Annotated in this window: 21 protein-coding genes; 17 read left to right on the top strand and 4 right to left on the bottom strand. The window is 27.2% G+C overall.

The genetic code is table 11. The features are described 5' to 3' along the window. The first annotated feature begins 39 nt into the window (after positions 1 to 39). The 7 genes from FBF06_RS08040 (at position 40) to FBF06_RS09900 (ending at position 7,369) form a co-directional block, all read left to right on the top strand. The gene (locus tag FBF06_RS08040; protein WP_043011753.1) at positions 40 to 1,071 is read left to right on the top strand and encodes an NAD-dependent epimerase/dehydratase family protein; all 1,032 of its coding nucleotides are present in this window, start codon (positions 40 to 42) and stop codon (positions 1,069 to 1,071) included. Further along, the gene (locus FBF06_RS08035) at positions 1,072 to 2,235 is read left to right on the top strand and encodes a DegT/DnrJ/EryC1/StrS family aminotransferase (RefSeq protein WP_002901029.1); all 1,164 of its coding nucleotides are present in this window, start codon (positions 1,072 to 1,074) and stop codon (positions 2,233 to 2,235) included. After that, the gene (locus FBF06_RS08030; RefSeq protein WP_168977623.1) at positions 2,232 to 3,263 is read left to right on the top strand and encodes a GDP-mannose 4,6-dehydratase; all 1,032 of its coding nucleotides are present in this window, start codon (positions 2,232 to 2,234) and stop codon (positions 3,261 to 3,263) included. The genes FBF06_RS08035 and FBF06_RS08030 overlap by 4 nt, the downstream gene beginning before the upstream one ends. Beyond that, positions 3,260 to 4,279 (top strand): D-glycero-D-manno-heptose 7-phosphate kinase, encoded by a 1,020-nt coding sequence (gene hddA / locus FBF06_RS08025; RefSeq protein WP_168977622.1) that lies wholly within the window; start codon positions 3,260 to 3,262, stop codon positions 4,277 to 4,279. Before FBF06_RS08030 ends, hddA begins: the two co-directional genes overlap by 4 nt. Further along, complete coding sequence (gene gmhA2, locus FBF06_RS08020; protein WP_168977621.1) at positions 4,267 to 4,872, top strand: D-sedoheptulose 7-phosphate isomerase; 606 nt, start codon at positions 4,267 to 4,269, stop codon at positions 4,870 to 4,872. The genes hddA and gmhA2 overlap by 13 nt, the downstream gene beginning before the upstream one ends. Next, positions 4,860 to 5,525 carry a nucleotidyltransferase family protein gene (locus tag FBF06_RS08015; RefSeq protein ID WP_002890917.1) on the top strand — a complete coding sequence of 222 codons (666 nt, stop codon included), beginning with the start codon at positions 4,860 to 4,862 and terminating at the stop codon, positions 5,523 to 5,525. Before gmhA2 ends, FBF06_RS08015 begins: the two co-directional genes overlap by 13 nt. Before the next feature lie 92 nt (positions 5,526 to 5,617). Beyond that, entirely contained in the window at positions 5,618 to 7,369 is a 1,752-nt protein-coding gene (locus tag FBF06_RS09900) for a hypothetical protein (protein WP_248276708.1), read from the top strand. A 54-nt stretch (positions 7,370 to 7,423) separates the two neighbouring features. On the opposite strand, the gene FBF06_RS08000 is transcribed toward FBF06_RS09900, so the two are convergent. The 3 genes from FBF06_RS08000 to FBF06_RS07990 are packed head-to-tail and all read right to left on the bottom strand — an operon-like array spanning position 7,424 to position 9,778. Continuing rightward, the gene (locus FBF06_RS08000; protein ID WP_002891082.1) at positions 7,424 to 8,764 is read right to left on the bottom strand and encodes a fatty acid--CoA ligase family protein; all 1,341 of its coding nucleotides are present in this window, start codon (positions 8,762 to 8,764) and stop codon (positions 7,424 to 7,426) included. Beyond that, positions 8,757 to 9,479: an SDR family oxidoreductase gene (locus FBF06_RS07995; protein ID WP_032599106.1), complete on the bottom strand. Its 723-nt coding sequence runs from the start codon at positions 9,477 to 9,479 to the stop codon at positions 8,757 to 8,759. The genes FBF06_RS08000 and FBF06_RS07995 overlap by 8 nt, the downstream gene beginning before the upstream one ends. Further along, positions 9,479 to 9,778, bottom strand: coding sequence for a hypothetical protein (locus FBF06_RS07990; RefSeq protein ID WP_002891079.1), 300 nt, complete (start codon positions 9,776 to 9,778; stop codon positions 9,479 to 9,481). Before FBF06_RS07990 ends, FBF06_RS07995 begins: the two co-directional genes overlap by 1 nt. Positions 9,779 to 9,885: 107 nt before the next feature. On the opposite strand from FBF06_RS07990, the gene FBF06_RS09895 reads away from it, so the two are divergent. From FBF06_RS09895 to FBF06_RS07970, 4 genes are all read left to right on the top strand, one after another. Then, positions 9,886 to 11,619, top strand: a complete 1,734-nt coding sequence (locus FBF06_RS09895; RefSeq protein ID WP_248276707.1) for a hypothetical protein — start codon at positions 9,886 to 9,888, stop codon at positions 11,617 to 11,619. A gap of 149 nt (positions 11,620 to 11,768) precedes the next feature. Beyond that, on the top strand, positions 11,769 to 12,803 hold the full coding sequence (locus FBF06_RS07980; protein ID WP_002891091.1) for a radical SAM protein: 1,035 nt from the start codon (positions 11,769 to 11,771) through the stop codon (positions 12,801 to 12,803). Further along, positions 12,796 to 13,932: a methyltransferase domain-containing protein gene (locus tag FBF06_RS07975; protein WP_002891092.1), complete on the top strand. Its 1,137-nt coding sequence runs from the start codon at positions 12,796 to 12,798 to the stop codon at positions 13,930 to 13,932. The genes FBF06_RS07980 and FBF06_RS07975 overlap by 8 nt, the downstream gene beginning before the upstream one ends. Further along, complete coding sequence (locus FBF06_RS07970) at positions 13,926 to 15,848, top strand: sugar transferase (RefSeq protein WP_168977620.1); 1,923 nt, start codon at positions 13,926 to 13,928, stop codon at positions 15,846 to 15,848. Before FBF06_RS07975 ends, FBF06_RS07970 begins: the two co-directional genes overlap by 7 nt. Positions 15,849 to 15,873: 25 nt before the next feature. On the opposite strand, the gene FBF06_RS07965 is transcribed toward FBF06_RS07970, so the two are convergent. Beyond that, positions 15,874 to 17,082, bottom strand: a complete 1,209-nt coding sequence (locus FBF06_RS07965) for a class I SAM-dependent methyltransferase (RefSeq protein WP_052805553.1) — start codon at positions 17,080 to 17,082, stop codon at positions 15,874 to 15,876. Between the two features lie 118 nt (positions 17,083 to 17,200). On the opposite strand from FBF06_RS07965, the gene FBF06_RS07960 reads away from it, so the two are divergent. The 6 genes from FBF06_RS07960 to FBF06_RS07935 all read left to right on the top strand — a co-directional run bounded on the left by FBF06_RS07960 (position 17,201) and on the right by FBF06_RS07935 (position 23,395). Further along, positions 17,201 to 17,599 carry an HAD-IIIC family phosphatase gene (locus FBF06_RS07960; RefSeq protein WP_002890780.1) on the top strand — a complete coding sequence of 133 codons (399 nt, stop codon included), beginning with the start codon at positions 17,201 to 17,203 and terminating at the stop codon, positions 17,597 to 17,599. After that, positions 17,596 to 19,119 (top strand): hypothetical protein, encoded by a 1,524-nt coding sequence (locus FBF06_RS07955; RefSeq protein ID WP_002890778.1) that lies wholly within the window; start codon positions 17,596 to 17,598, stop codon positions 19,117 to 19,119. Before FBF06_RS07960 ends, FBF06_RS07955 begins: the two co-directional genes overlap by 4 nt. Continuing rightward, on the top strand, positions 19,116 to 19,838 hold the full coding sequence (locus tag FBF06_RS07950; RefSeq protein ID WP_002890776.1) for a glycosyltransferase family 2 protein: 723 nt from the start codon (positions 19,116 to 19,118) through the stop codon (positions 19,836 to 19,838). The genes FBF06_RS07955 and FBF06_RS07950 overlap by 4 nt, the downstream gene beginning before the upstream one ends. A gap of 43 nt (positions 19,839 to 19,881) precedes the next feature. After that, positions 19,882 to 21,741, top strand: coding sequence for a DUF2972 domain-containing protein (locus FBF06_RS07945; RefSeq protein ID WP_002890774.1), 1,860 nt, complete (start codon positions 19,882 to 19,884; stop codon positions 21,739 to 21,741). A gap of 66 nt (positions 21,742 to 21,807) precedes the next feature. Then, positions 21,808 to 22,581 (top strand): class I SAM-dependent methyltransferase, encoded by a 774-nt coding sequence (locus FBF06_RS07940; RefSeq protein ID WP_002890773.1) that lies wholly within the window; start codon positions 21,808 to 21,810, stop codon positions 22,579 to 22,581. A gap of 52 nt (positions 22,582 to 22,633) precedes the next feature. After that, the gene (locus tag FBF06_RS07935) at positions 22,634 to 23,395 is read left to right on the top strand and encodes a class I SAM-dependent methyltransferase (protein WP_002825818.1); all 762 of its coding nucleotides are present in this window, start codon (positions 22,634 to 22,636) and stop codon (positions 23,393 to 23,395) included. The last annotated feature ends 5 nt before the right edge of the window (positions 23,396 to 23,400 follow it).

Below are 23,400 nucleotides of genomic sequence, written 5' to 3'. Positions count from 1 at the left end.
ATATTTATGATTTTGCAAATTCTACAAAAAGGGTTTGCAATGCTTAAAGATTCTAAAATTTATATAGCAGGGCATGGTGGCACTTTAGGAAAAACTCTTTATAATACACTTATAGATGAGGGTTTTAATAATATTATCGTAAAAACAAGAAAAGAATTAGATTTAGTAGATCAAAAAGCTGTGGCTGATTTTTTTGCAAAAGAAAAACCAGAATATGTTTTTTTATGTGCTGCCAAGCTTGATACTTTAGGGCTTTTTACTCCAGCTGATGTAATCTATGAAAATAGTGTACTTCAAGCAAATATTATTCATTCATCTTATCAAAATAATGTTAAAAAGCTAATTTTTTATGGTTCTGCTTGGGCTTACCCTCAAAAAGCTATAAATCCCATTAAAGAAGAGAATTTATTAGATGGAAAGTTAGATTTAAAAGCCGTTGCATATGGTTTGCCAAAAATTATAGGAACAAAAATGTGTGAAAGTTACAACTTGCAATATGGAACAAATTTTATCACTTTATATCTTGCAAACTTATATGGGGAGACAACTGAGTTTGATTTACAAAAAGCAAAAGTTTTGCCGGCTTTACTTCGCAAATTTCATTTAGCAAAACTTTTAGATGAAGATAAAATTGATGAGGTTTTAAAGGATTTGCAAATGAATTCCCTAGAGCAAGCAATGGAATATTTACAAAAATTTGGTGTAAGTAAAGATAGCGTAGAAATTTGGGGTAGCGGTAGTGTAATTAGGGAATTTATTCATGCAAAAGATTTAGCCGATGCTTCTATTTATGTGATGAAAAATATAGATTTTAAAGATATTGTTTCATCTGATGAACCGCATCTTAATGTAGGAAGTGGGGAATTTTTAAGTATAAAAGAACTTGCTTTTTTGATTAAAAATATTGTTGGATTTAATGGTGAAATTGTGTTTAATAACGCAAAACCAGATTCTACAATGGATAGAATGTTAGATAGTTCAAGATTGCAAAATTTAGGCTGGAAACATAAAATTGACTTAGAAGAAGGAATTCAAATGATGCATCAATGGTATTTAAATAAAGGAGAGTAAATGAAATACACACTAGCTTCATCAACTTGGAATGAAAAAGAATTACAAGCAATACAAGATGTTATCAAAAGTGATATGTTTACTATGGGCAAAAAGGTAGCTGAATTTGAAAAAGATTTTGCTAAATTTGTGGGTTCTAAGTATGCGGTTATGACAAGCTCGGGTTCAACTGCAAATTTAATTGCAACTGCAGCTTTGTTTTATACAAAAAATCCCAGATTAAAAAGAGGAGATGAGGTTATAGTTCCTGCGGTATCGTGGAGTACTACTTATTATCCACTTTATCAGTATGGCTTAAAGCTAAAATTTGTAGATATAGATTTAGAGACATTAAATTATGATCTAGATGCTTTAAGTAGTGCTATTAGCAATAAAACAAAAATAATCATGATTGTAAATTTACTAGGAAATCCTAATGATTTTGATGCAATTAAAGTTATGATAAAAGATAAAGATATTATTTTACTTGAAGACAATTGTGAATCAATGGGTGCAGAGTATAAAGGTAAGCAAGCTGGAACTTTTGGTATTATGGGAACTTTTTCAACATTCTTTTCTCATCATATGGCTACAATGGAAGGTGGTTTTGTTGTTACGGATGATGAGGAGTTGTATCATATATTATTATGTTTAAGAGCGCATGGTTGGACTAGAAATCTTCCAAAAGAAAATTTAGTAGTAAATAAAAGCGATGATTGGTTTAGTGAATCATTTCGTTTTGTATTGCCAGGATATAATGTGCGCCCTGTGGAAATGAGCGGGGCTATAGGTATAGAACAGCTTAAAAAATTACCTATGTTTTTAAAACATCGTAGAGAAAATGCTAAACTGTTTTGTGAATATTTTAAAAATCACCCTGAATTTATTACACAAAAAGAAATCGGAAGTAGTTCGTGGTTTGGATTTTCATTGGTAATTAAACCAAATTCGAAATTGCAAAGAAAAGATATTATTAAAAAACTAGAAGAAAATGATATAGAATACCGTCCTATAGCTACTGGAGATTTTACGCAAAATGAGGTGATTAAGTATTTTGACTATGAAATTCATCAGGAATTAAAAAATGCAAAATATATTCATGAAAAAGGATTTTTTGTGGGTAATCACCAATTTAGTATTAGTAATCAAATTAATTTATTTAAAAAAGTATTGGATAGTTTATGAAAAAAACAGCATTAATCACAGGATTTACAGGGCAAGTTGGCTCGCAAATGGCAGATTTTTTGCTAGAAAATACGGATTATGATGTTATAGGTATGATGCGTTGGCAAGAACCTATGGACAATATCTATCATTTAAGTGATAGGATCAATAAAAAAGATAGAATCAGTATTTTTTATGCAGATTTAAATGATTACTCTAGTCTTCAAAAACTTTTTGAGAGTCAAAGACCGGATGTGATCTTTCATTTGGCCGCACAGTCTTACCCAAAAACTTCTTTTGACATACCTATAGAAACATTACAAACAAATATCATAGGCACAGCAAACATTTTGGAAAACATTAGAATTTTAAAGGCAAAAGATGGATATGACCCTGTAGTGCATATCTGCTCTTCAAGTGAAGTTTATGGTAAAGCAAAAGTAGGGATTAAACTTAATGAAGAAACAGCTTTTCACGGTGCAAGTCCTTATAGTATAAGCAAAATCGGCGCTGATTATTTGGGAAGATTTTATGGTGAAGCTTATAACATTCGCACCTTTGTTACAAGAATGGGAACACATAGTGGTCCAAGACGTTCTGATGTGTTTTTTGAAAGTACAGTTGCAAAACAAATTGCTTTGATTGAAGCGGGTTATCAAGAGCCTGTTGTTAAGGTTGGAAATCTTTCGAGTGTAAGAACCTTTCAAGATTGTCGTGATGCTATAAGGGCTTATTATCTACTTTCTCTTGAAAGTGAAAAAGGAAAAGTTCCTTGTGGGGAAGCTTTTAATATAGCAGGAGAAGAGGCTTTTAAGCTCCCTGAGGTTATTGATATACTTTTAGGTTTTTCTATAAGAAAAGATATTAAAGTAGAACAAGATGAAGAAAGACTACGTCCTATTGATGCGGATTATCAAATGTTTGATAACACAAAAATCAAAAGTTTTATTAACTGGAAGCCAGAAATTGCAGCTAGAAAAATGTTTGAGGATTTGTTAAATCATTGGAGAGATGAGATAAAAAAAGGAAGGATTCCTTTAAATAGATGAAAACCATACGCACGCAAACTCCTCTCCGCCTTGGTTTAGCAGGTGGGGGGACTGATATAAATTTATATTGTGATAAATACACAGGTTATGTTTTAAATGCGACTATATCTTTATACATACATTGTACTTTGATCGAAAGAGAAGATGGAAAAATCATTTTTGATTCTCCTGATACAAATTCTTACTCTGAGTACGAAAGTAAAGAATTCTTAGGAGATGATGGAAAATTAGATATTTTTAAAAGTATTTATAATCGCATTGTAAAAGATTTTACAAAAAAACCTTTAAGTTTTTCTTTGCATACATACTCAGATGTACCAAGTGGTAGTGGTTTGGGCGGAAGTTCAACTTTGGTTGTAGGGGTTATAAAAGCCTTTGCAGAATGGCTTAATCTACCTTTAGGAGAATATGAAATCGCTAAGCTTGCTTATGAGATAGAAAGAGAAGATTTAGGCATAGTAGGCGGAGCACAAGATCAATACGCCGCAACTTTTGGTGGCTTTAATTTTATGGAATTTTATGATAATAAAAGAGTCATTGTTAATCCTTTGCGTATTAAAAACTGGATAGCTAGTGAGCTTGAAGCTAGAACTGTGCTTTATTTTACAAATATTACAAGAGAAGCAAAAGATATAGAAGAACATAAAAAAGGAAAGCTCGGAGATGAAAAATCCCTTGAAGCTATGCACGCTATAAAACAAGATGCTATAAAGATGAAAGAAGCTTTGTTTAAGGCGGATTTTGATGCTTTGGCACAAATTTTAGGCAAGTCTTGGCAGTCAAAAAAAATCATTTCAGAAATCGTTAGCAATGATGAGCTTGAAAGAATTTATAAACTAGCTATAGATAATGGAGCTTATAGTGGCAAAACTAGTGGAGCAGGAGCAGGTGGATTTATGTTTTTCTTTGTGGATCCTACAAAAAAATACAACTTAATCAAAGCTTTAAGCAAAGAGCAAGGTTATGTGCAAGATTTTTCATTTACAAAAGAGGGGGTTAAATCATGGAGAATTTAAATTCCTATATAAAAGAACATTTTACAGATTCTATTTTAGCAAAAGAGCAAATTTTAAAAGATGAGAATTTAATAACTCTTATTAAGAATGCTTCATTAGAAGTCATAAAAGCTTATAAAAATGGTAACAAAACTTTACTTGCAGGAAATGGTGGTAGCGCAGCAGATGCACAGCATATTGCAGGGGAATTTGTAAGTAGATTTTATTTTGATAGACCAGGGATCGCAAGTATTGCACTTTCAACGGACACGAGTATATTAACTGCTATTAGCAATGATTATGGTTATGAAAATTTGTTTGCAAGACAAGTGCAAGCTCAAGGAGTTAAGGGAGATGTTTTTATAGGAATTTCTACAAGTGGAAATAGTAAAAATATTTTAAAGGCTTTAGAGCTTTGCAAGCAAAAAGAAATCATAAGCATAGGCTTAAGCGGAGCTAATGGCGGGGTTATGAATGAGCTTTGTGATTATTGTATCAAAGTGCCTTCAACTTGCACTCCAAGAATTCAAGAAGCGCATATTTTAATAGGACATATTATTTGTGCTATCGTTGAAGAAGAGCTTTTCGGCAAAGGTTTTTCTTGCAAGCAATAATACTTTGTGGCGGCTTAGGAACAAGGCTTAAAAGTGTTATAAAAGACATTCCAAAGCCTATGGCACCGATAAATGATAAGCCTTTTTTAGAATTTATTTTTGAGTATCTTAAAAAGCAAGGCATAAAAGAAGTTATCTTAGCGGTATCATACAAATATGAAGTGATAAAAGAGTATTTTAAAGATGAGTTTTTAGGCATAAAAATAAAATACGGTATAGAAAAAGAGCCTCTAGGAACGGGTGGAGCTATAAAAGAGGCTTTGAAATTTATAAAAAATGAAGTTTATGTTTTAAATGGCGATACTTTTTTTGGCATAGATTTAAGCAAATTAAAGCTAAATGGAAGTAAAATTTGCCTTGCTTTAAAACAAATGAATGATTTTGATAGATATGGCACAGTAAATGTTAATGAGCAAGGTTTTGTGATTTCTTTTGAGGAAAAAATATTTAAAAAGCAAAGTTTAATCAATGGTGGAATTTATCTTTTAACTAAAGATATTTTTAATGAATTTGATTTAGAGAAAAAATTTTCTTTTGAAGAGTTTTTACAAGAAAATTGTGAAAAATTAAAGACTAGAGCTGAAATTTTTAATGATTATTTTATAGATATTGGTGTGCCTAGTGATTACGAAAGGTTTAAAAATGAACAATAAAAATGTAGTTTTGCTTGATGATGGCAATAATTCTATAAACTAAATTAATTTTAAAAATTAAAAAATAAATTATAATATTTAAGGAATTATTTATGAAAAAAATTGTTTTATTGGGCGCAAGCAATTCGTTGGTTTTTAATGGTTTGCAACTTGGCTTAAGGCAAGAAAATATCACATTGTATAATTTGTCTTTAGGTGGAAGTTCTGCATTATCGAAAATATATACATTACATAAGCAAGAAAATATTAAAATAATCAAAGAAGCTGATTTAATAATTGTGGAAACTAATATAGTAGATTTATATGAAGTTATCTGTCAAAATATGACTATTGAGCAGTCTTATAGAAATATTAACTGGTTATTTGAGGAATTATTTTTTTTAAATATCAAAGTAGTTGATTTATTATTATTTGAACAACATTTTTTTAATCAACATAATAAACTCGCCAATATTATTCATTCTGCACACAAACAATGTTGTCAAAAATACGGATTTAATTTTATAAGTGTTCATGACTTTTATATAAATAAAAATATCCATTATTTTTATTTATCGCATCCAGATCCAGCTCATCAAATTTCTACAATTATGTATAATCTTGGAAAAAATATTGCACATAATATAGAGAATTTTTATCCTCCTAGAATGCTGAATATGTGTAAAATTAACCCCAACTTTTCTATTTGTACCCCAGATATGTTTATATGCGATAAAGAAGATATAATTTTAACAGAGGAAAAAGATTTACAACATAGAGAAAAAGTATATTATTTAAAAAATGATATAAAATTACAATTTCCACATACTTTCATTAATTATTATATATGTGCAATACATGTATGGAATAAGGTAAAATATGCTAAAACTAATGATCAGATTAGAAAAACTTATTCTAGCATAGTTATACAAAATCTAAAAAAAAGTATAGTTAAGAATGCAGCAGCTTATAATTATTGTTTTGGATTTTATGAAACTAATTTTATAATTGATAAGCAATCATATATTTTCTTTAATTATAACAATTTACCTCATACCGAAAATTCAGCAGGCACTCTTTTAATTAATAATAAAATCAATGTTTTAAATTTTTTTGGTGTATCCGCTTTTCTATTAGCTGATCAAAATGGAAAATTTGACTTTAGTGAAGAAATTAAACTTATACAAAATGAAAATATTACAATTGATAAAGAATATGATTTTACTTATTTAGTTCCTCCAGTAGAGGATTATAAAACAGCTATAGAAGAATATAATTTTAGAATGGATCCAGTTAAATTAGCTCCTTTGCAAAAACAAATCAAAGAAAAAGATAATATCATCTCTACTTTAAATCAAGAAAAAACAACCCTACAAAATGAACTTAATTCTTTTCCTATTAAAAAACAACGTTTAGAATTAGCTAATCTAGAACAAGATTTGATTATTAAAAAATTAGAAAGTAAAAAACTTGCTAAATCTTTGGGTATAAAAATGAGCATAATAAATCCTAAAATTACTTTTATTCAAGCTAATTCAGCTAAAGCTCGTATTCAAAACCATCTGTCCTATAAACTAGGACAAGCTTTAATCGCTAATTCAAAAAGTATATTAGGATATATAAGAATGCCTTATGTATTATCTTATATAAAAGACAAACATAAATTTGAACAAAAAGCCTATGAAGAAAAAATAAAAGAAAATCCAAATTTAGCTTTACCTCCTTTAGAAACTTATCCCGATTATAATGAAGCTTTAAAAGAAAAAGAATGTTTTACTTATAAACTAGGCGAAGCTTTAATGCAGGCTAATAAAAATTGGTATGGGGGGGGGGTATATCAAATTTATATTCAAAGATGTGCCTAGGTTGAAGAGAGAGTTTGGGAAGAAGGGGTGAAATTTACAAAAAATAAGAAAGAGTTAAGAATTTCTTATTTTTTTAAACCGTTCGCTGATTTCTAACTTTTGAACAATCTCTACTTTGGTTGGTATTTTATAGCTAGCTAGTTTATCTTTGCAAAATAGTCTTATTTCCTTTTTGGCTTCTAAATTAGCAGGATTTTCATTTTGTTCTAATACAATCTTTACACAGACACTTTGGCCCGTTAGAGGATTATTTTGTCCATAGACTAAACAATCTTGTATAAATGGTATTTGCATTAATATACCCTCTACTTCTTGGGGTAATACTTTTTCTCCGCCAACATTAATAACTTCTTTGTTTCTTCCGATAATTTTAATATATTCTTCACCATTTTCATTAATCACTTCAACCAAATCGCCAGTAGCAAAATATCCATCATTTGTAAAAACAGAGTTATCAGCATTTAAATAACCCAAACTTTGCATATTGCTTTTTAAAAATAGCTCGTTGTTGATAATTTTATATGCTATATTTTCCAATTTAAAGTAATTTCCGAAGCTTTTTGTTTGAGCTATGCCTACTTCGCTTGTACCAAAGGTTTGATGAAATTTAACTTTTGGAAAAGTTTGTTTTAATTTTACAAGCAAAGCTTCTGGCATTTTTTCTGTGCCATAGCTAATAATCTTTAAAGAGCTTAAATTATATTTTTCAATTACATTTGCTACCAACATTAAACTAAGTAAAGAAGGTGAAGCAGGCAAGAGTGAAATTTGATATTTTTCTATGGTTTGAGCTAGAGTTTCAATATTTTTTCTTTCCTTTATAGCAATTGCACAAGCATTCATACTAAGACAGTTAAACAAAGTATTTAAACCACCTATATGATCAAACATTAAAAACAATAAAATATTAAGTTTTTTTGATTTTTTATTAAGATAGGCATTTAAAATCTTATCAAGATTATGCACCATAGCTTTAGGTTTACCTGTGCTGCCACTTGAAAATAAAATTAAACCAGGTTTGTTATCATCTATGAGTTTTTGGATTAAATCATGATTGTTACAATGTTTTTTCTGTAGCTCGTATTGATTGTTTTTAAATAAAATATCGCAATTAACTTCGGCAAGTTTGTTGTCAATCTCACTTTCATTGATAAATGGAATGATTATTTTATTAAGCTCAATACATGCTAAAAATAAACTTATACTTTCAAAATCATAATCTCCTGTAATACCCACAATATTTATATCTTTAAGCTTTGTTAATAAATTGATTTTATTGATGATGTTATTATACAAATCATTGTAAGTATATTTTTGTTCTTCATAGATTAAAGCATATTGCTCTTGATTTTTATTAAAAACTTTATTTAAAAAGATATTTTTAAATTTATCCATTTACTCCACCTAGATATATTATCTGCCCTGTTATAAAATCACTTTTTTCATTAATAAAAAAATCAATCACATTAGCAAGGTCTTGAAAATTTCCGAATCTTTTTATAGCTTGTTTATTAAGCAAATCTTGTATTTTATCTTTTGGGACATTTTTAATTAAATCAGTAGGAACTGGGGTAGGTCCTATGGCATTGCAAGTAATGCCAAATGAACTTAATTCTTTAGCACAAACTTGAGTTAAATTGCAAATAGCTGCTTTTGATGCAGCATATATAGCTTCCCCTTCCAACCTTAAAGCAACTGCAACAGTAGAAAAATTTACAATCCTATAAGGCATAGCAACTTGTTCTTTTTTATAGGTTTGACTCATAATCTTTGAAACTTCTCTTATAAACAAAAAACTACCATAGACATTAGTTTTAAAAATATTATCTAAGCTTTTAAATGGAGTGGTTAATATATGATTCATAGCTGCTATGCCAGCATTATTAATTAAAATATCAATTTTTCCAAATTCTTTTTTTATACTTCTTACCATAGAAACTACAGTTTTTTCATCGCAAACATCTAATTCAAAATGTCTATAATTTTTATGATTTATACTTGCTTTACCTCTTGAGCAACCACAAACTATATGATTTTTTGCTAAATAATATTCACTTAATTCTTTGCCTATGCCTTTTCTAGTTCCTGTGATAATGATAATTTTTTGCATCATTCTTGCTCTTGGAGTTTTTTAACTATATAATTGGTCAAGCTTTCAACGTCTTTAAATGGAGAATTTCTTGCACTCATCATTTTTTCATCTGCTAAAATGATTTCTTTATTAAATTCTCTACTTAAAAGTTCTTCCAAATCAGCAACTAAATTTACTAGAGCTAGCGAGTCTAAACAACCACCAAAACCATTATATAATTTTGTATGTTCATCTGCTATTTTTAATTCATCTACTTCATATTCATCTGCTGATGATCGAAGTGTTTGTATAATATGTTGTTGAATTTTATTTTTCATCTAACAAATCCTTTGTTGTGTGTTTGATTAAATAATTTATATTTTATTATATATGAGATATAATTATACTTAAAAAGTATAACAAATTATCAATATGGGAAAATGTAATGAGAAAAAATAAAATTTTAATAATGGGTGCAAGCAATTCTATATTACCTGGCGGACTTAGAGCTGGTTTAAGTCAAAGTAATGTTGATTTCGATAATTTATCAATAGGTGGGTCAATTGCTTCTAGTAAAATTTATACAATATTGAAATATAAACAACGTATAAAAGAAGCAGATTTAGTGATTTTAGAATGTAACTTAGCAGATGTTGATAGGGTTGTATTTGATGATATTGGTTTTGAAGAGTGTATTAGAAATACTTGTTGGCTATATGAAGAATTATATAAAATTAATGAAAAAGTTTTAAATCTTTTGTTGGTAAATACTCACAAGAATGAAGTTGAAAAATATATAAGAAATATTCATAAGTTGTTGTGTAATAAATATGGATTTAATAGTATAGATATGCATAGTTATTACGAAAGTAGAGAAATTTTAAATTTTTTCTTATCTCATCCAGATCCAACTCATCAAATTTCTACAATTATGTATAATCTTGGAAAAAATATAGTAACCAATATAGAAAATTTCAAAAAATCAAAAATAAATATAAAACAACACAATCCTCTATTTTTGTATTTAACACCTCTTGATTTGGATTTAATCGAAGGTAATTTACAATACTCTTTAAAAAAACATCCATTGTTTCAAGAATGTCAAACATATAGAATAGAATTAAATACTAAATTGAAATTTCCAACAAAGTATAGTAATTTCATTTTAATAGGGATGCACACATATAATGAAGAATTAAAAATAAAAAATTGGATGAAAAAAAGACAAAGTTACGGAAATATTGCAATAACTAATGATACATGTTGTATTGTAAAAGCAGCAGCATGCTATAATACTTTTTTAGATATAAAAAAACATTTTATAATTGATAAGAATACTTATATTCAATTTGAAACAAATAAACCTGCAACAGAAAATTCTTTTATGGTAGTTTTTTCCGAAAATAAGAAAAATACGTTAAATTACATCGACGTATCCGCTTTTCTATTAGCTGATCAAAATGGAAAATTTGACTTTAGTGAAGAAATTAAACTTATACAAAATGAAAATATTACAATTGATAAAGAATATGATTTTACTTATTTAGTTCCTCCAGTAGAGGATTATAAAACAGCTATAGAAGAATATAATTTTAGAATGGATCCAGTTAAATTAGCTCCTTTGCAAAAACAAATCAAAGAAAAAGATAATATCATCTCTACTTTAAATCAAGAAAAAACAACCCTACAAAATGAACTTAATTCTTTTCCTATTAAAAAACAACGTTTAGAATTAGCTAATCTAGAACAAGATTTGATTATTAAAAAATTAGAAAGTAAAAAACTTGCTAAATCTTTGGGTATAAAAATGAGCATAATAAATCCTAAAATTACTTTTATTCAAGCTAATTCAGCTAAAGCTCGTATTCAAAACCATCTGTCCTATAAACTAGGACAAGCTTTAATCGCTAATTCAAAAAGTATATTAGGATATATAAGAATGCCTTATGTATTATCTTATATAAAAGACAAACATAAATTTGAACAAAAAGCCTATGAAGAAAAAATAAAAGAAAATCCAAATTTAGCTTTACCTCCTTTAGAAACTTATCCCGATTATAATGAAGCTTTAAAAGAAAAAGAATGTTTTACTTATAAACTAGGCGAAGCTTTAATGCAGGCTAATAAAAATTGGTATGGGGGGGGGGTATATCAAATTTATATTCAAAGATGTGCCTAGGTTGAAGAGAGAGTTTGGGAAGAAGGGGTGAAATAAGAAATTTTTTAAATTTTCACAAAGCATAAGAAATTGTAATAATAGATTTTTTAATGTAAAATTTGTTAAAATGTTTATAAATTAAGATGATATCTTAACAAAGGGAGATAATTATGACTAGCGAATTGAAAAGAAATATAACTTCATTTACAGGAATTGTTGGGAGTGAAAAAATAAATGATCTTTGTAAAATTAAAAATGAAAGGAAATGGAACGATTATAGAGAAAGATATGAGAAACTTTCCAGATTAGAGATAATTCAAAATTTTCCTATTCAGATTGATTTTGAACTTAATGCTACTTGTAATCTTAGATGTCCAATGTGTCCATTATCTGTCGAGTTAAATAGTGAAAAAAAGCAATATAAATTTCCGTTTGAATTATTTTGTAAAATTATTGACGAAGGAGTAAAATATGGGCTAGAGGCTGTAAGATTAAACTATTTAAACGAGCCACTTTTAAGAGATGATTTGGAGGATTTTATTTTTTATGCAAAAAACAAAGGTGTTCAAGATATTTATTTTTCAACAAATGGTATGCTTCTTAACAAGGAAAGAATAAAGTCTCTTATAGCAGTGGGTCTAGATAGAATTCAAATTTCTATTGATGCAAACTCTGAAAAACTTTACAAAAAAATTAGACCTGGTGGAAATTATAATCAAGTTCTTTCTAATATTTTAACTTTAGTGGAGTTAAAAAAAGAGATGAAAAGTTTAACTCCTCTAGTAAGGGTAAACTTTGTTCGTACAGAAATTAATGAACATGAATTAGATAATTTTATTGATTTTTGGAAAAATAAAGTAGATATGATAGGTGTTCAAGAAATGGTTAAGCCGCCGAAAAGTACACAAGAATTATTTAGTAGGACAACTGAAAGAAAAAAGAAATTTCAATGTTCTCAGCCATATAAATTATTAGTATTTACAGCAGAAGGGAAAGTTCTCCCTTGTTGTAATTTTTATGGTGAAGAGATGCCATTGGGGAATATTTATGATTTTTTAAGAGAAAATCAGATAGAAGATGGGAATATCTTAAAATATTTTTGGAGTCATGCTAAAATAAAACAATTAAGAGAATTGCATAAAAAATGCGATTATGCCAAGAATCCTATTTGTAAAAAATGCATAGAAGGTGCATTATATGAATAGTATAAAATATATTTCGCGAAAAAAATGTGTTATTAGCAATACAGAATTAGAGTTTTTATCTAAAGATACATTTCCTTTATTTTGCGGCTGTGTTGAAACTGATTTGAAAGATGATTTGATTTGTGAACAAGAATGGGCTATTTCAAAATATGGCGTAATTCAACTTAAAAATCTTATTCCACTAGAATTATTGTATAAAAATGGACATAATTCTGGAACGATTGGAGAACTTTGGGAAGAACATCATAAAAAATTCGCAGATTTTATTGTAGAAAATAATCCTAAAAGTATTTTAGAAATAGGCGGAGGACATGGAAAGCTTTCACAGAATTGCTTAAATTTATTGGATTTAAATTGGACTATAGTTGAACCAAATTCTAAAAATAAATATGAAAATGTTGACTATATAGATGGATTTTTTTGTAAGGAAATTTTTAATAATAAAAAATTTGATACTATTGTTCATAGTCATACCTTTGAACATATTTATGATCCATGTAAATTTTTAGAAGAAATTTCTTTTATTTTAGCAAATGGTGATAAAATGATATTTTCTTTACCAAATATGCAAAAATGGCTTAGAAATAAATTTCCCAATTGTTTTAATTTTGAGCATACTATACTTCTAAGTGAATGTGTTTTAGAATTTTTGTTGCATAAATACAAATTTAAAATTCTTGATAAAAAATATTTTAAGGAACATAGTATTTTTTATTGTATTTGTAAAGATGAAAGTATTAATAATGAGAAAGCAACTTTGAAAAATCAGTACGAAGAAAATAAAAAATTATTTTTGGATATGAAAGAATATTATCGAGAAAAAATTGTTGAGTTAAATAAAGTTCTAGAAAATACTACTAAAAAAGTCTATCTTTTTGGGGCGCATTTATTCTCCCAGTACCTAGTTTTTAAAGGGTTAAAAACCAATAAAATTGTGAATATTTTAGACAATGACTTAAATAAACAAGGAAAAAGACTATATGGTACTAGCTTTATGGTTGAATGTCCAAAAAATTTAAAACATAATGATAATTGTTTAGTTATTTTAAATGCTGGTATTTATAATGATGAGATAGAAAAGGATATTATAAGAAACATTAATAGTAATGTAGAGATTATAAAATGTTAAATATAAATAATGTGGACAGTTTAGTTAAAAAAGCTATAGATAATTGGAGTTATGAATTTATTGACAAATTTTTAAATAAAGAAAATTTATCTGATGAATATCTACTTTTAGTATATAAATTAGGGAAATATGATTTTTTATTACAAAATTTTGATTATATTAATAAATTATCATTATTTTTAGGTATTGATTCTAAAGACTTATATGATTTTATGTCTTTATGTTTAAAGCAAAAGTCTATAAATGAGAATTTCTTATCTGGTAAATATAAGACTTCATATATAGGATTTTTATCTTCTCGTTTAGATATTATAAATTATGAAGATTGCCAACTATTTTTAAAAATTTTAAATGAAGTAAGAAATTCTCAAGATTTAATCTTACAGTCTTTTTTTTTAAAAAATTCAATAGATTTTTTTTACATCAATTCAAGTAATATTTTTTTTAGAGATGGAATTTATTTTATTATGCTAGAAATTATATACAGTAATTTTTTAAATACTTTAGGTGGAAGATTGTATTATGATAAATTAAGAGTTATTGCAGGAGAATATTTTTATCAAAAAAAATCTTATTCAGGAAGTAGGATAGCTTTATGTCTAAATGGGCAGTTAAGACCTGGTTGGCGTGATAGTATTAAAGCGTTAATTGATTCTTTCTCTCATCTTGGCAATATTGATGTTTTTATATACTCTTGGAATATGGAAAATCTATGGCCAGGTTCTGGTGGAAATGGTATAGGATGGATTAGAAGATTTTTTCATCCTATGCTTCATAGATGTCCTCCTGAACTCATAATGTCTAATATCGATTTTTCTAAGAAATTTCCGAATGTTTTTAATGTAATTTCAAAAGAATTGAATAAAACAATTTCTATTAAAGATATATTGATTTTAAATAATAAAATAAAAAAAGTGACTTTAGAATCATATTCTAAAGTTGTTAATCGTTTAGGGGAATTAAAAAATGATTCTAAAATATATTATGGAATCTACCAAGTTTATAAAAGTATGGAAGAATATGAAAAGCAAAATAATTTTAAATATGATTTTATTATACGTGTTAGACCTGATTATGTTATAGAAAAGAATGATATAAAAATTGAAGACTTGCATTTATTAGAGTTAAATGATATCTATGATGCAAGGTATTTTTGTGGTCTAGATGGAAGTTTGCAAATAGGTAGAAGAAATGCAATGGAAATTTATATGAAAACTTGGGCATATGCTAAAGAAAATAAAGAAAATCCTTATTTTAATACATTTCTTAAAAATTTTCCGCAAACTTGTATGAGTCCAGGAAATGGATTTTTATCGCATTATTTTTTAAGCCAATGGGTAGATTTTTTAAAACTAAGAGTAGTGAAAATGAATATAAAATTTTCATATCTTAATAATTTTTTATTTGATAATATAAGTTTTCCAGATGTAAAGAATGAACTAAATAAAGATATTTGGCATATTCAAAAAAATAAGATATTTAATGAAGTTCAGATTGGTAAAATTATTGATTTTTTTGATTTAATTGCTAAGAAATATAAAATAATTTCTAAAAATCACAGTAATTTAGCAAAAACAAAAATACAAAATCACTTAGCATATAAATTAGGTCAAGCCATAATAGATAATTCAAAAAGTATATGGGGATATATAAAAATGCCTTTTGTCTTATTCTATATACGATACAAGCATCAAAAAGAACAGCTTGATTATATTCAAAGAAGAAAAATAAATCCAGAGTTAGTTTTACCTCCTTTGGAAGATTGTTCTGATTATGAAGAGGCATTAAAAATTAAGAATTATTTTTCATATAAATTAGGTGAAGCTTTTATTAAAGCAAGCAAAAATTGGTATAAAGGTGGGTATATCAAATTTATATTCAAAGATGTGCCTAGATTGAAGAGGAAATTGGATTAGGCGTTCTTTTTAGTTCGAGTATTTTTTATTTTATAATAAAAATTTCTTTTTCCATGGTAATAATATCTCCTTTATATCCTTTTTCTTTCAAAGATTTTATAATTTCTTCTTCATATAAAGGCGCTGCTATGATAATGGCTTTAAGGTCTTTAAAATTTTCTATATTTGGTTCTTGAATGATAATTGAAGAATTTTGCAAATACATCCCATGTTTTCTTGCATCAAGATCAAAACATTTTTTAATTTTAATACAATTTGCTTGATTGATATAGCAAGGCAAAGAGCAACCTTGAGAACCAGCTCCATAGATTCCTATAGAGTTATAGTTATTTAATAAATTATTTAATTTTTGAATGTTTAAACTAAATTTCTCGGCAGTATTATCAAATAATTCTATTGGATATATGGTATTTTGTGGTTTAGATAACTCTTTTTTAAAAATTAAGCCTAATATATCGCCATTATGTAAAATTATATCTTCTAGTAAAGTAAAATTAAGTTTTAACATCACATTAATAATTGTGTTTTTTGAGTAGTATCCACAATGATCATTATAAATATCATAAAACCTAGAGTATTGAACCGATTTTGAAAAATTTGGAATTTCTATATATACTAATCCATCATTTTTCAGTAGTTTTGCAACATCGCTTAAGAAATGAAATGGAGTATTAATATGTTCTAATAAATGTCTAAAAATTATTAAATCAATTTTATCTTTTAATGTTGTTTTTAATGTATTAAAATTAAAAAACCCTTGTATATGTTTAAGATTATTTATATTTTCCATTTCTAAAGAAATTAAAGATGGGTCAATGGTGTACATAAATTTTATATCATGTATGAGAGCATTTACCATATCTCCGCTTCCTGGAGCGATTTCTAAGCAAGTACTGTTTTTGTTGATATATTTTAACAAATTTTCTTTGATTAATTTTGTCGTATTATTCATAGCTTTTGATACTATTTTTCTAGAAAGGTAGGTTTTGTTTTGATATTCTTGTGAGATTTTATTTAAGTCAAATGTAGAATTAAATACATAGCCACAATTTTGACATTGCACTAGAGTTATAATATTGTTACCTTTACAATACCCCCCCCCGCAGCTACTATTGCTATCATCAAGGTTGTTAATAAATTGTTTAGTATCAAACTTTACAGTTGAAGTAAAAGCATTTAAAGTCTTAAAAAGTTCTTTTTGATTGTTTTTGTTTTGACATAATGGACAGTGCATAATTTTCCTTTTTTATAAAATTCTTTTAGATTTTTCCATATATTATATAAAATATGTTAATATTGTTCTTTTTGTATAGAAAATAAATATGAAATTATAAAAAACTAAGTGTAAAATCATGAAAACTCTACTTATTGATTTGGATGGAACTTTAACAATTGATGAAGAGAATGTTGATTATATTGATAAAAAGCCAAATTTTGATTTAATTCAAACTTTAAAAGAGTATAAAAAACAAGGCTTTAAAATCAATATTTTCACAAGTCGTAACATGCGTACATTTAATGGCGATCTTGAAAAAATTAAATTTCATACTTTGCCTATCATTATTTCTTGGCTTAAAAAACATGATGTACCGTATGATGAGATAATCATAGGTAAACCTTGGTGTGGGTATGAAGGATTTTATGTTGATGATAAAGCCATTCGTCCGTCTGAATTTACAAGTTTAAATTATGAGCAAATTAAAGAACTTTTAAAAAAAGAAAATCCCCATAAAGATGGCGGTAATAAATGATACTCATAACTTCTGCGAAATATTCATCTTCTGATTTTACTTTAGAATTTGGAAAAATTCCTCCATCTTTTCTACCGCTTGGTAATAAAAGATTGTATGAATATCAAATAGAGCTTTTTAAAAATTTTAATCAAAAAGTTTTTTTATCTTTACCTAGCGATTTTAAGTTAAGTAAATTTGATGAGAAAAAATTAAAAGAACTTAATGTTGAAATTTTATTTGTGCCAAATAATTTATCTTTAGGTGAATCTGTGGTTTATTGTTTAAATGTTTGTTGTGCTTTTGATGAAAAACTTTATATTTTACACGGGGATACTTTTTTCAAAGAACTTGCATTCAAAGAAAATTCTTTACAGGTTGCAAAAGTTAAGGAAAATTATGATTGGGCTTATTTGGATAATGAATTTCATACACCGTTAAAAACAATAGAAGATGATTTGATTTTAGCAGGAGCTTATAGTTTTTCTCATCCTCAGTTTTTGATAAAATGTATAGTTGAAAGTAGTTATTCTTTTGTAGACGGTATAAAATCTTATTCTAAAGCTTATGCTTTTGATATTATAAAAAATGATACTTGGCTTGATTTTGGTCTTATAACAAGTTATTTCCACTCTAAAAAAGCTGTAAGCACACAAAGAAATTTTAACAATATAGATATTTCAAATGGCTATATAAAAAAGTCTTCTTCTTGGCAAGAAAAAATAAAAGCAGAGATTAATTGGTTTGATAATTTGCCTAAAGAACTATTTATTTATACTCCTAAAGTTATAACTTATGAGGATAGTTATGAAATAGAATATCTTTGCAATAATACTTTGGCAGAATTATATGTTTTTGGAAAATTACCTAGTTATGTTTGGAAAAGAATATTTAAATCTTTAAAAGAATTTTTAGATAAGTTGCATTCTTTTAAAAGGAATGATAAAGATATAAATTTTAATTGCAAGGAAAAAACTTTAAAAAGATTGCAAGAATTTAGTAAACAAAGCGGAATTGATTTGCGCAAAAATATTGTTATCAATTCAAAATCTTATCCAAGTATTTTGACTTTAGTAGATAAGCTTGATTTTTATATGAACGATATAAATGAATTTTCATTAATACATGGAGATTTTTGTTTTTCAAATATTATGTATGATTTTAGAGCTGGTACTATAAAAACCTTTGATCCAAGAGGATTTGATTTTAGTGGAAAAATTACTCCTTATGGAGATAAAAAATATGATTTTGCAAAATTAGTTCATTCTGTTTTTGGGCTTTATGATTTTATTATTGCAGGATTTTTTGAGTGTAAAGTTAATAGCGATAATATAGAGTTTTTTATAGAAGAAGATAAAAATATTTTGGATATTCAAAAAGAATTTTTAAATATATTTAATATAGATGATAATATTAAAGCTTTGACTTTGCATTTGTTTTTATCTATGTTGCCTTTACATAATGATTTTAAAAAAAAACAAATGGCTTTTTTAGTAAATGTTTTTATGCTTTATGATAAATTTTTTAAGGAGAGCAAATGATTATAATTTTTCCTATGGCAGGACTAAGTAGTCGTTTTGCAAAGGCAGGCTATGATAAACCTAAATATATGCTTGATTTAAAAGGAAATAGTGTATTTTTTCATGCTGTAAATAGTTTTAAAAAATATTTTAAAGATTTTAATTTTCTTTTTGTGCATAGAGATATTGAGAATACTAGTGATTTTATAAAAGAAGAATGTGAAAAACTAGGAATAAAATCTTACGAAAGTGTAAGATTAGAACAAGAAACTTTAGGTCAAGCTCATACGGTAAGACTTGGATTAGAAAGGGCAAATATTAAAGATGATGAGAGTATTTTAATTTTTAACATTGATACCTTTAGACCAAATTTTTCTCTACCTACTACTTTGGATTTTTGTAAAATTGATGGCTATTTAGAGGTGTTTGAGGCAGATGGGGAACAATGGAGTTTTGTTTTAGCTGATGAAAATGACAATGTGATTAAAACTGTAGAAAAAGAAAGAATTTCAAATCTTTGCAGCAGCGGACTTTATTATTTTAAAAAAATAAAAGATTTTAAAGAAATTTTTGATAGAATGAAGGCTGAAAATGATTTCAGCAAGGGAGAATTGTATATAGCTCCTATGTATAATTATCTTATAAAAAAAGGCTTACATATAAAATATCATAAAATTTCATTAGATGAAATTATATTTTGCGGAACTCCAGAAGATTACGAAAGATTAATTTCAATATAAAATTAACATTTTACCATTTGACTTTATTTAAAGGATGCCCCTTATGCATAACCCAAACTCAGCCATAGAAAGAATAAAAAATCATTTAGCTTATAAATTAGGCAAAGTTATGATTGACTTTAGTCATCAAAGAAATAATTATAAGTATGGGGGGGGGTATATAGCATTATTTAAAAAACTTTATCAAATAAACAAACAACACAAAAAAGAACAAAAAATTTATCAACAAACCATACAAGTTTTTCCTCAACTCAAATATCCAAATTTAGAAACATGCAGTGATTATGAGCAGGCTTTAAAATATAAATTTCATTTGTCTTATATGCTTGGTGAAGTTCTTATGCAAACTTTTCAAAATTTACATAAAGGAAGTATGTTTAAATTAGCTAAAAATATTAAAAAAGCCAATAAAGAATTTAAAATATTTAAAGAAATTTTTAATGATTTTGCGAAATTAAGCCCAAATATCGTTAAAGTAATTTCTAAAAATAAACAACTCTTTTTAAAAGAATTTTCAAGAATACAAAATATATTAAAAATTCATCAAGATTATCAACCTATACTTGATAATATTTTCTATAATTTTAATTATTTTATACAAAATTTTGATCTTATAGAAGAATGGCTATTATCAAATGATTTTAATGAAAAATATAAAAAAGAAAACCATCCTTACCCTTCATTATTTGATCCTAAAAAACTAAATGATGAAAAAGAAAAAATAAACTATAAAAACATACCAGCTGAACTTGCTTGGGAAATGAATCTACCTTTACCTGATAATTATGAATTTGTGTTTTTGTTGGTTCATGGTGCTGGAACAACTGCTATGACAAGATACTTAAGGTTATGTGACATCAATGTTAATAGACATTGGGGAGATCCGTTATTTCAGTATATAGATTCTTATCGTATGCTTGTGAACTCAAAGGCTTATAATGCAATTATTCTTGCTGGATGTTTAAATAAGTATAGTATCAATTTTGGAATTAAGTTTTATAATTTGATTCAAAAGAAAATTCCTGCAATTTGTGTTATGAGAGATCCCATATCAGTTTTAAGACCTATTGTAAATCATTATGGAAATTTAAAACATCCTAAAGATAAAATTTGCAATTATATAGATATAGATAATTATCCTATAGAGAAAATTTTTAATATTCAAGTCCCTTACGCATATCCAGATGAGAATGGTAAGCCAACCTTGAATACCGTTAAAGAATATGCAGATGATAAATATGGAAATTTTTATATTCTAAATATTAAAATTAAAGAATTGCAAAATGTAATTAAGAAAATATATTATTTAGATATGATTGATATTATGCCTGAAAATTCTTTCAAAACTTTAACTCGGTTGTCTCAAATACTTCATTTTAATCCGCCAGAGTCTTCTGTTTTGTTTAGTTCAAAGTTAAATTCGTCTGATAATCATGTTGATTATTTGTTTTTTCCAAAGACATTTTATATGGAGTATGAAGGAAATAGAATAGAATTTGAAGTTACAAAATATAAATTATCTTCAGATGAATATTTGGATTATACGAAATATTTTATAGATAGTCCATTTTTATTGCAAGATATTGGAGTTAATATATATTTAAGCAAAAATAATGCTAAATATTTACATTGCAACCAAGACATAAATATTAAAGTAATAAATTATTTTAAAAAATTCATATTTAATTTAGAGGAGTTTTATAAAGAAGAAAGAAAAAAAATAATTAATGAATGCGAAATTTTAAATTTTATGAGAATAAATCCTGATATTTTAATGAAATACAAGAACAAATTAGATAAAGAACTTGTTCATATTAAACAACATCGTCCAGATATAGTAGCTTCTTGGAAATACTATCAAGAATTTGAAAAGATGTGTAAGGAGTTGGATGACGATATTTAGGAGAAAGATTTGTAAATTAATAAAAAAAAGATATAATTGTGTTTAAAATTAGAGAAAGGAATCAATATGAAACAAGGGGATTTTACAGAGGTTGCAAAGCATTATCATAATAGACCTGCTTATAGTCCGTTTTTACTTGAAAAACTTGTAGTTTGTATCAATGACAAAAATAAAAATTTAAAAGATTTAAATATTGTTGAAGTAGGAGCTGGTACTGGAAAACTTACTAAGATGTTAGGAGAAATGTTTGGATGTCAAATCAATGCTGTGGAACCAAATGATAATATGCGCAAAGAAGGACAAAAATTTACACAAAATTTATCAAATATTTCTTGGCATAAAGGGAGTGGTGAAGAAACCTGCATGAGCAATAATCAAGCTGATTGGGTCATCATGGCTAGTTCTTTTCATTGGACAGATCCTAAAAAATCTCTCCCAGAATTTAATCGTATATTGACAGGGGGGGGGTATTTCACCGCGATTTGGAATCCTCGCCACATTGTAGAGGGTTCGGTTTTTGATGAAATCGAAAAGGAGATTAAACATATTGTTCCAGAGCTTGCTCGTGTAAGCAGTGGCACTCAAAATGTTAAAAAATGGGAAGAAATTCTTGTTTCAACAGGAGATTTCACAGACTGCTTTTTTATGGAGTGTGACTATAAAGAGTTTTGGGATAAAGAGCGTTATCTTGGAGCTTGGCATTCTGTAAATGATATACAAGCACAAGCAGGTGAAAAAAGATGGAAGGAAATTTTAGAGATGATAGAAGCTAAAATTTCTCATATGCAAAGTATAGAGATTCCTTATAAAATAAGAGCATGGACAGCTAGAAAAGCATAAAATACCTCCTTTTTTTCATCAAGCTTGTTAAAGATGAAAAAAAGGAAATAAAATGCAAAAACTAGTAGAACAAGTGTGGGATTATACCAAGCATGCTAAATTTTATAGCTATAGACCAAATTATGCTCCAAAAACTATAGATATGCTTATTAGTTTAGTTGGAAAAAAAGATATTAAAGTCGCTGATATCGGTGCAGGAACTGGAAATTTAAGCATTATGCTTTTAGAAAGAGGATGTAGGGTAGTATCTGTAGAACCAAATGATGCGATGCGTGAGATCGGGATAGAAAGAACCAAGGATCAAAAGATTGACTGGGTTAGAGCAACAGGCTTAAACTCAACACTCCAAAATAGTGAATTTGATTGGGTGACTTTTGGTAGTAGTTTTAATGTAATGGATAGAAATGAAGCCTTAGAGGAAGCTCATCGCTTATTAAAATCAGAGGGATATTTTTCTTGTATGTGGAATCACAGGGATTTAAACGATCCTGTGCAAAAAATAGCTGAAGATACTATTGTAGAATTTGTACCAAATTATACAAGGGGAACAAGAAGAGAAGATCAAAGACCAATTATAGAGAGTCGAAAGGATCTTTTTGATAATATTGTTTATATTGAAGAGGATTTTTATTTTCATCAAAGCATTGAAAATTATATTAATGCATGGAAAAGTGTTAAAAATCCTTATTGGGATTTGGAGACTGATGAAGGAAATGAACTTTTTAATAAAATTAGTGATAAAATTTCACAAAGACTTCCTAAGGAATTTAGCATAAAATATACCACTCGTTGTTGGAGTGCTAAAAAAATATAAAACTA

Origin of the sequence: Campylobacter sp. CFSAN093227 (genome assembly GCF_012897855.1) — a bacterium.
GTDB classification, from domain to species: domain Bacteria; phylum Campylobacterota; class Campylobacteria; order Campylobacterales; family Campylobacteraceae; genus Campylobacter_D; species Campylobacter_D jejuni.
Note: the sequence above shows the minus strand (reverse complement) of the source record. Positions and strands in the feature narration are given on the sequence as shown.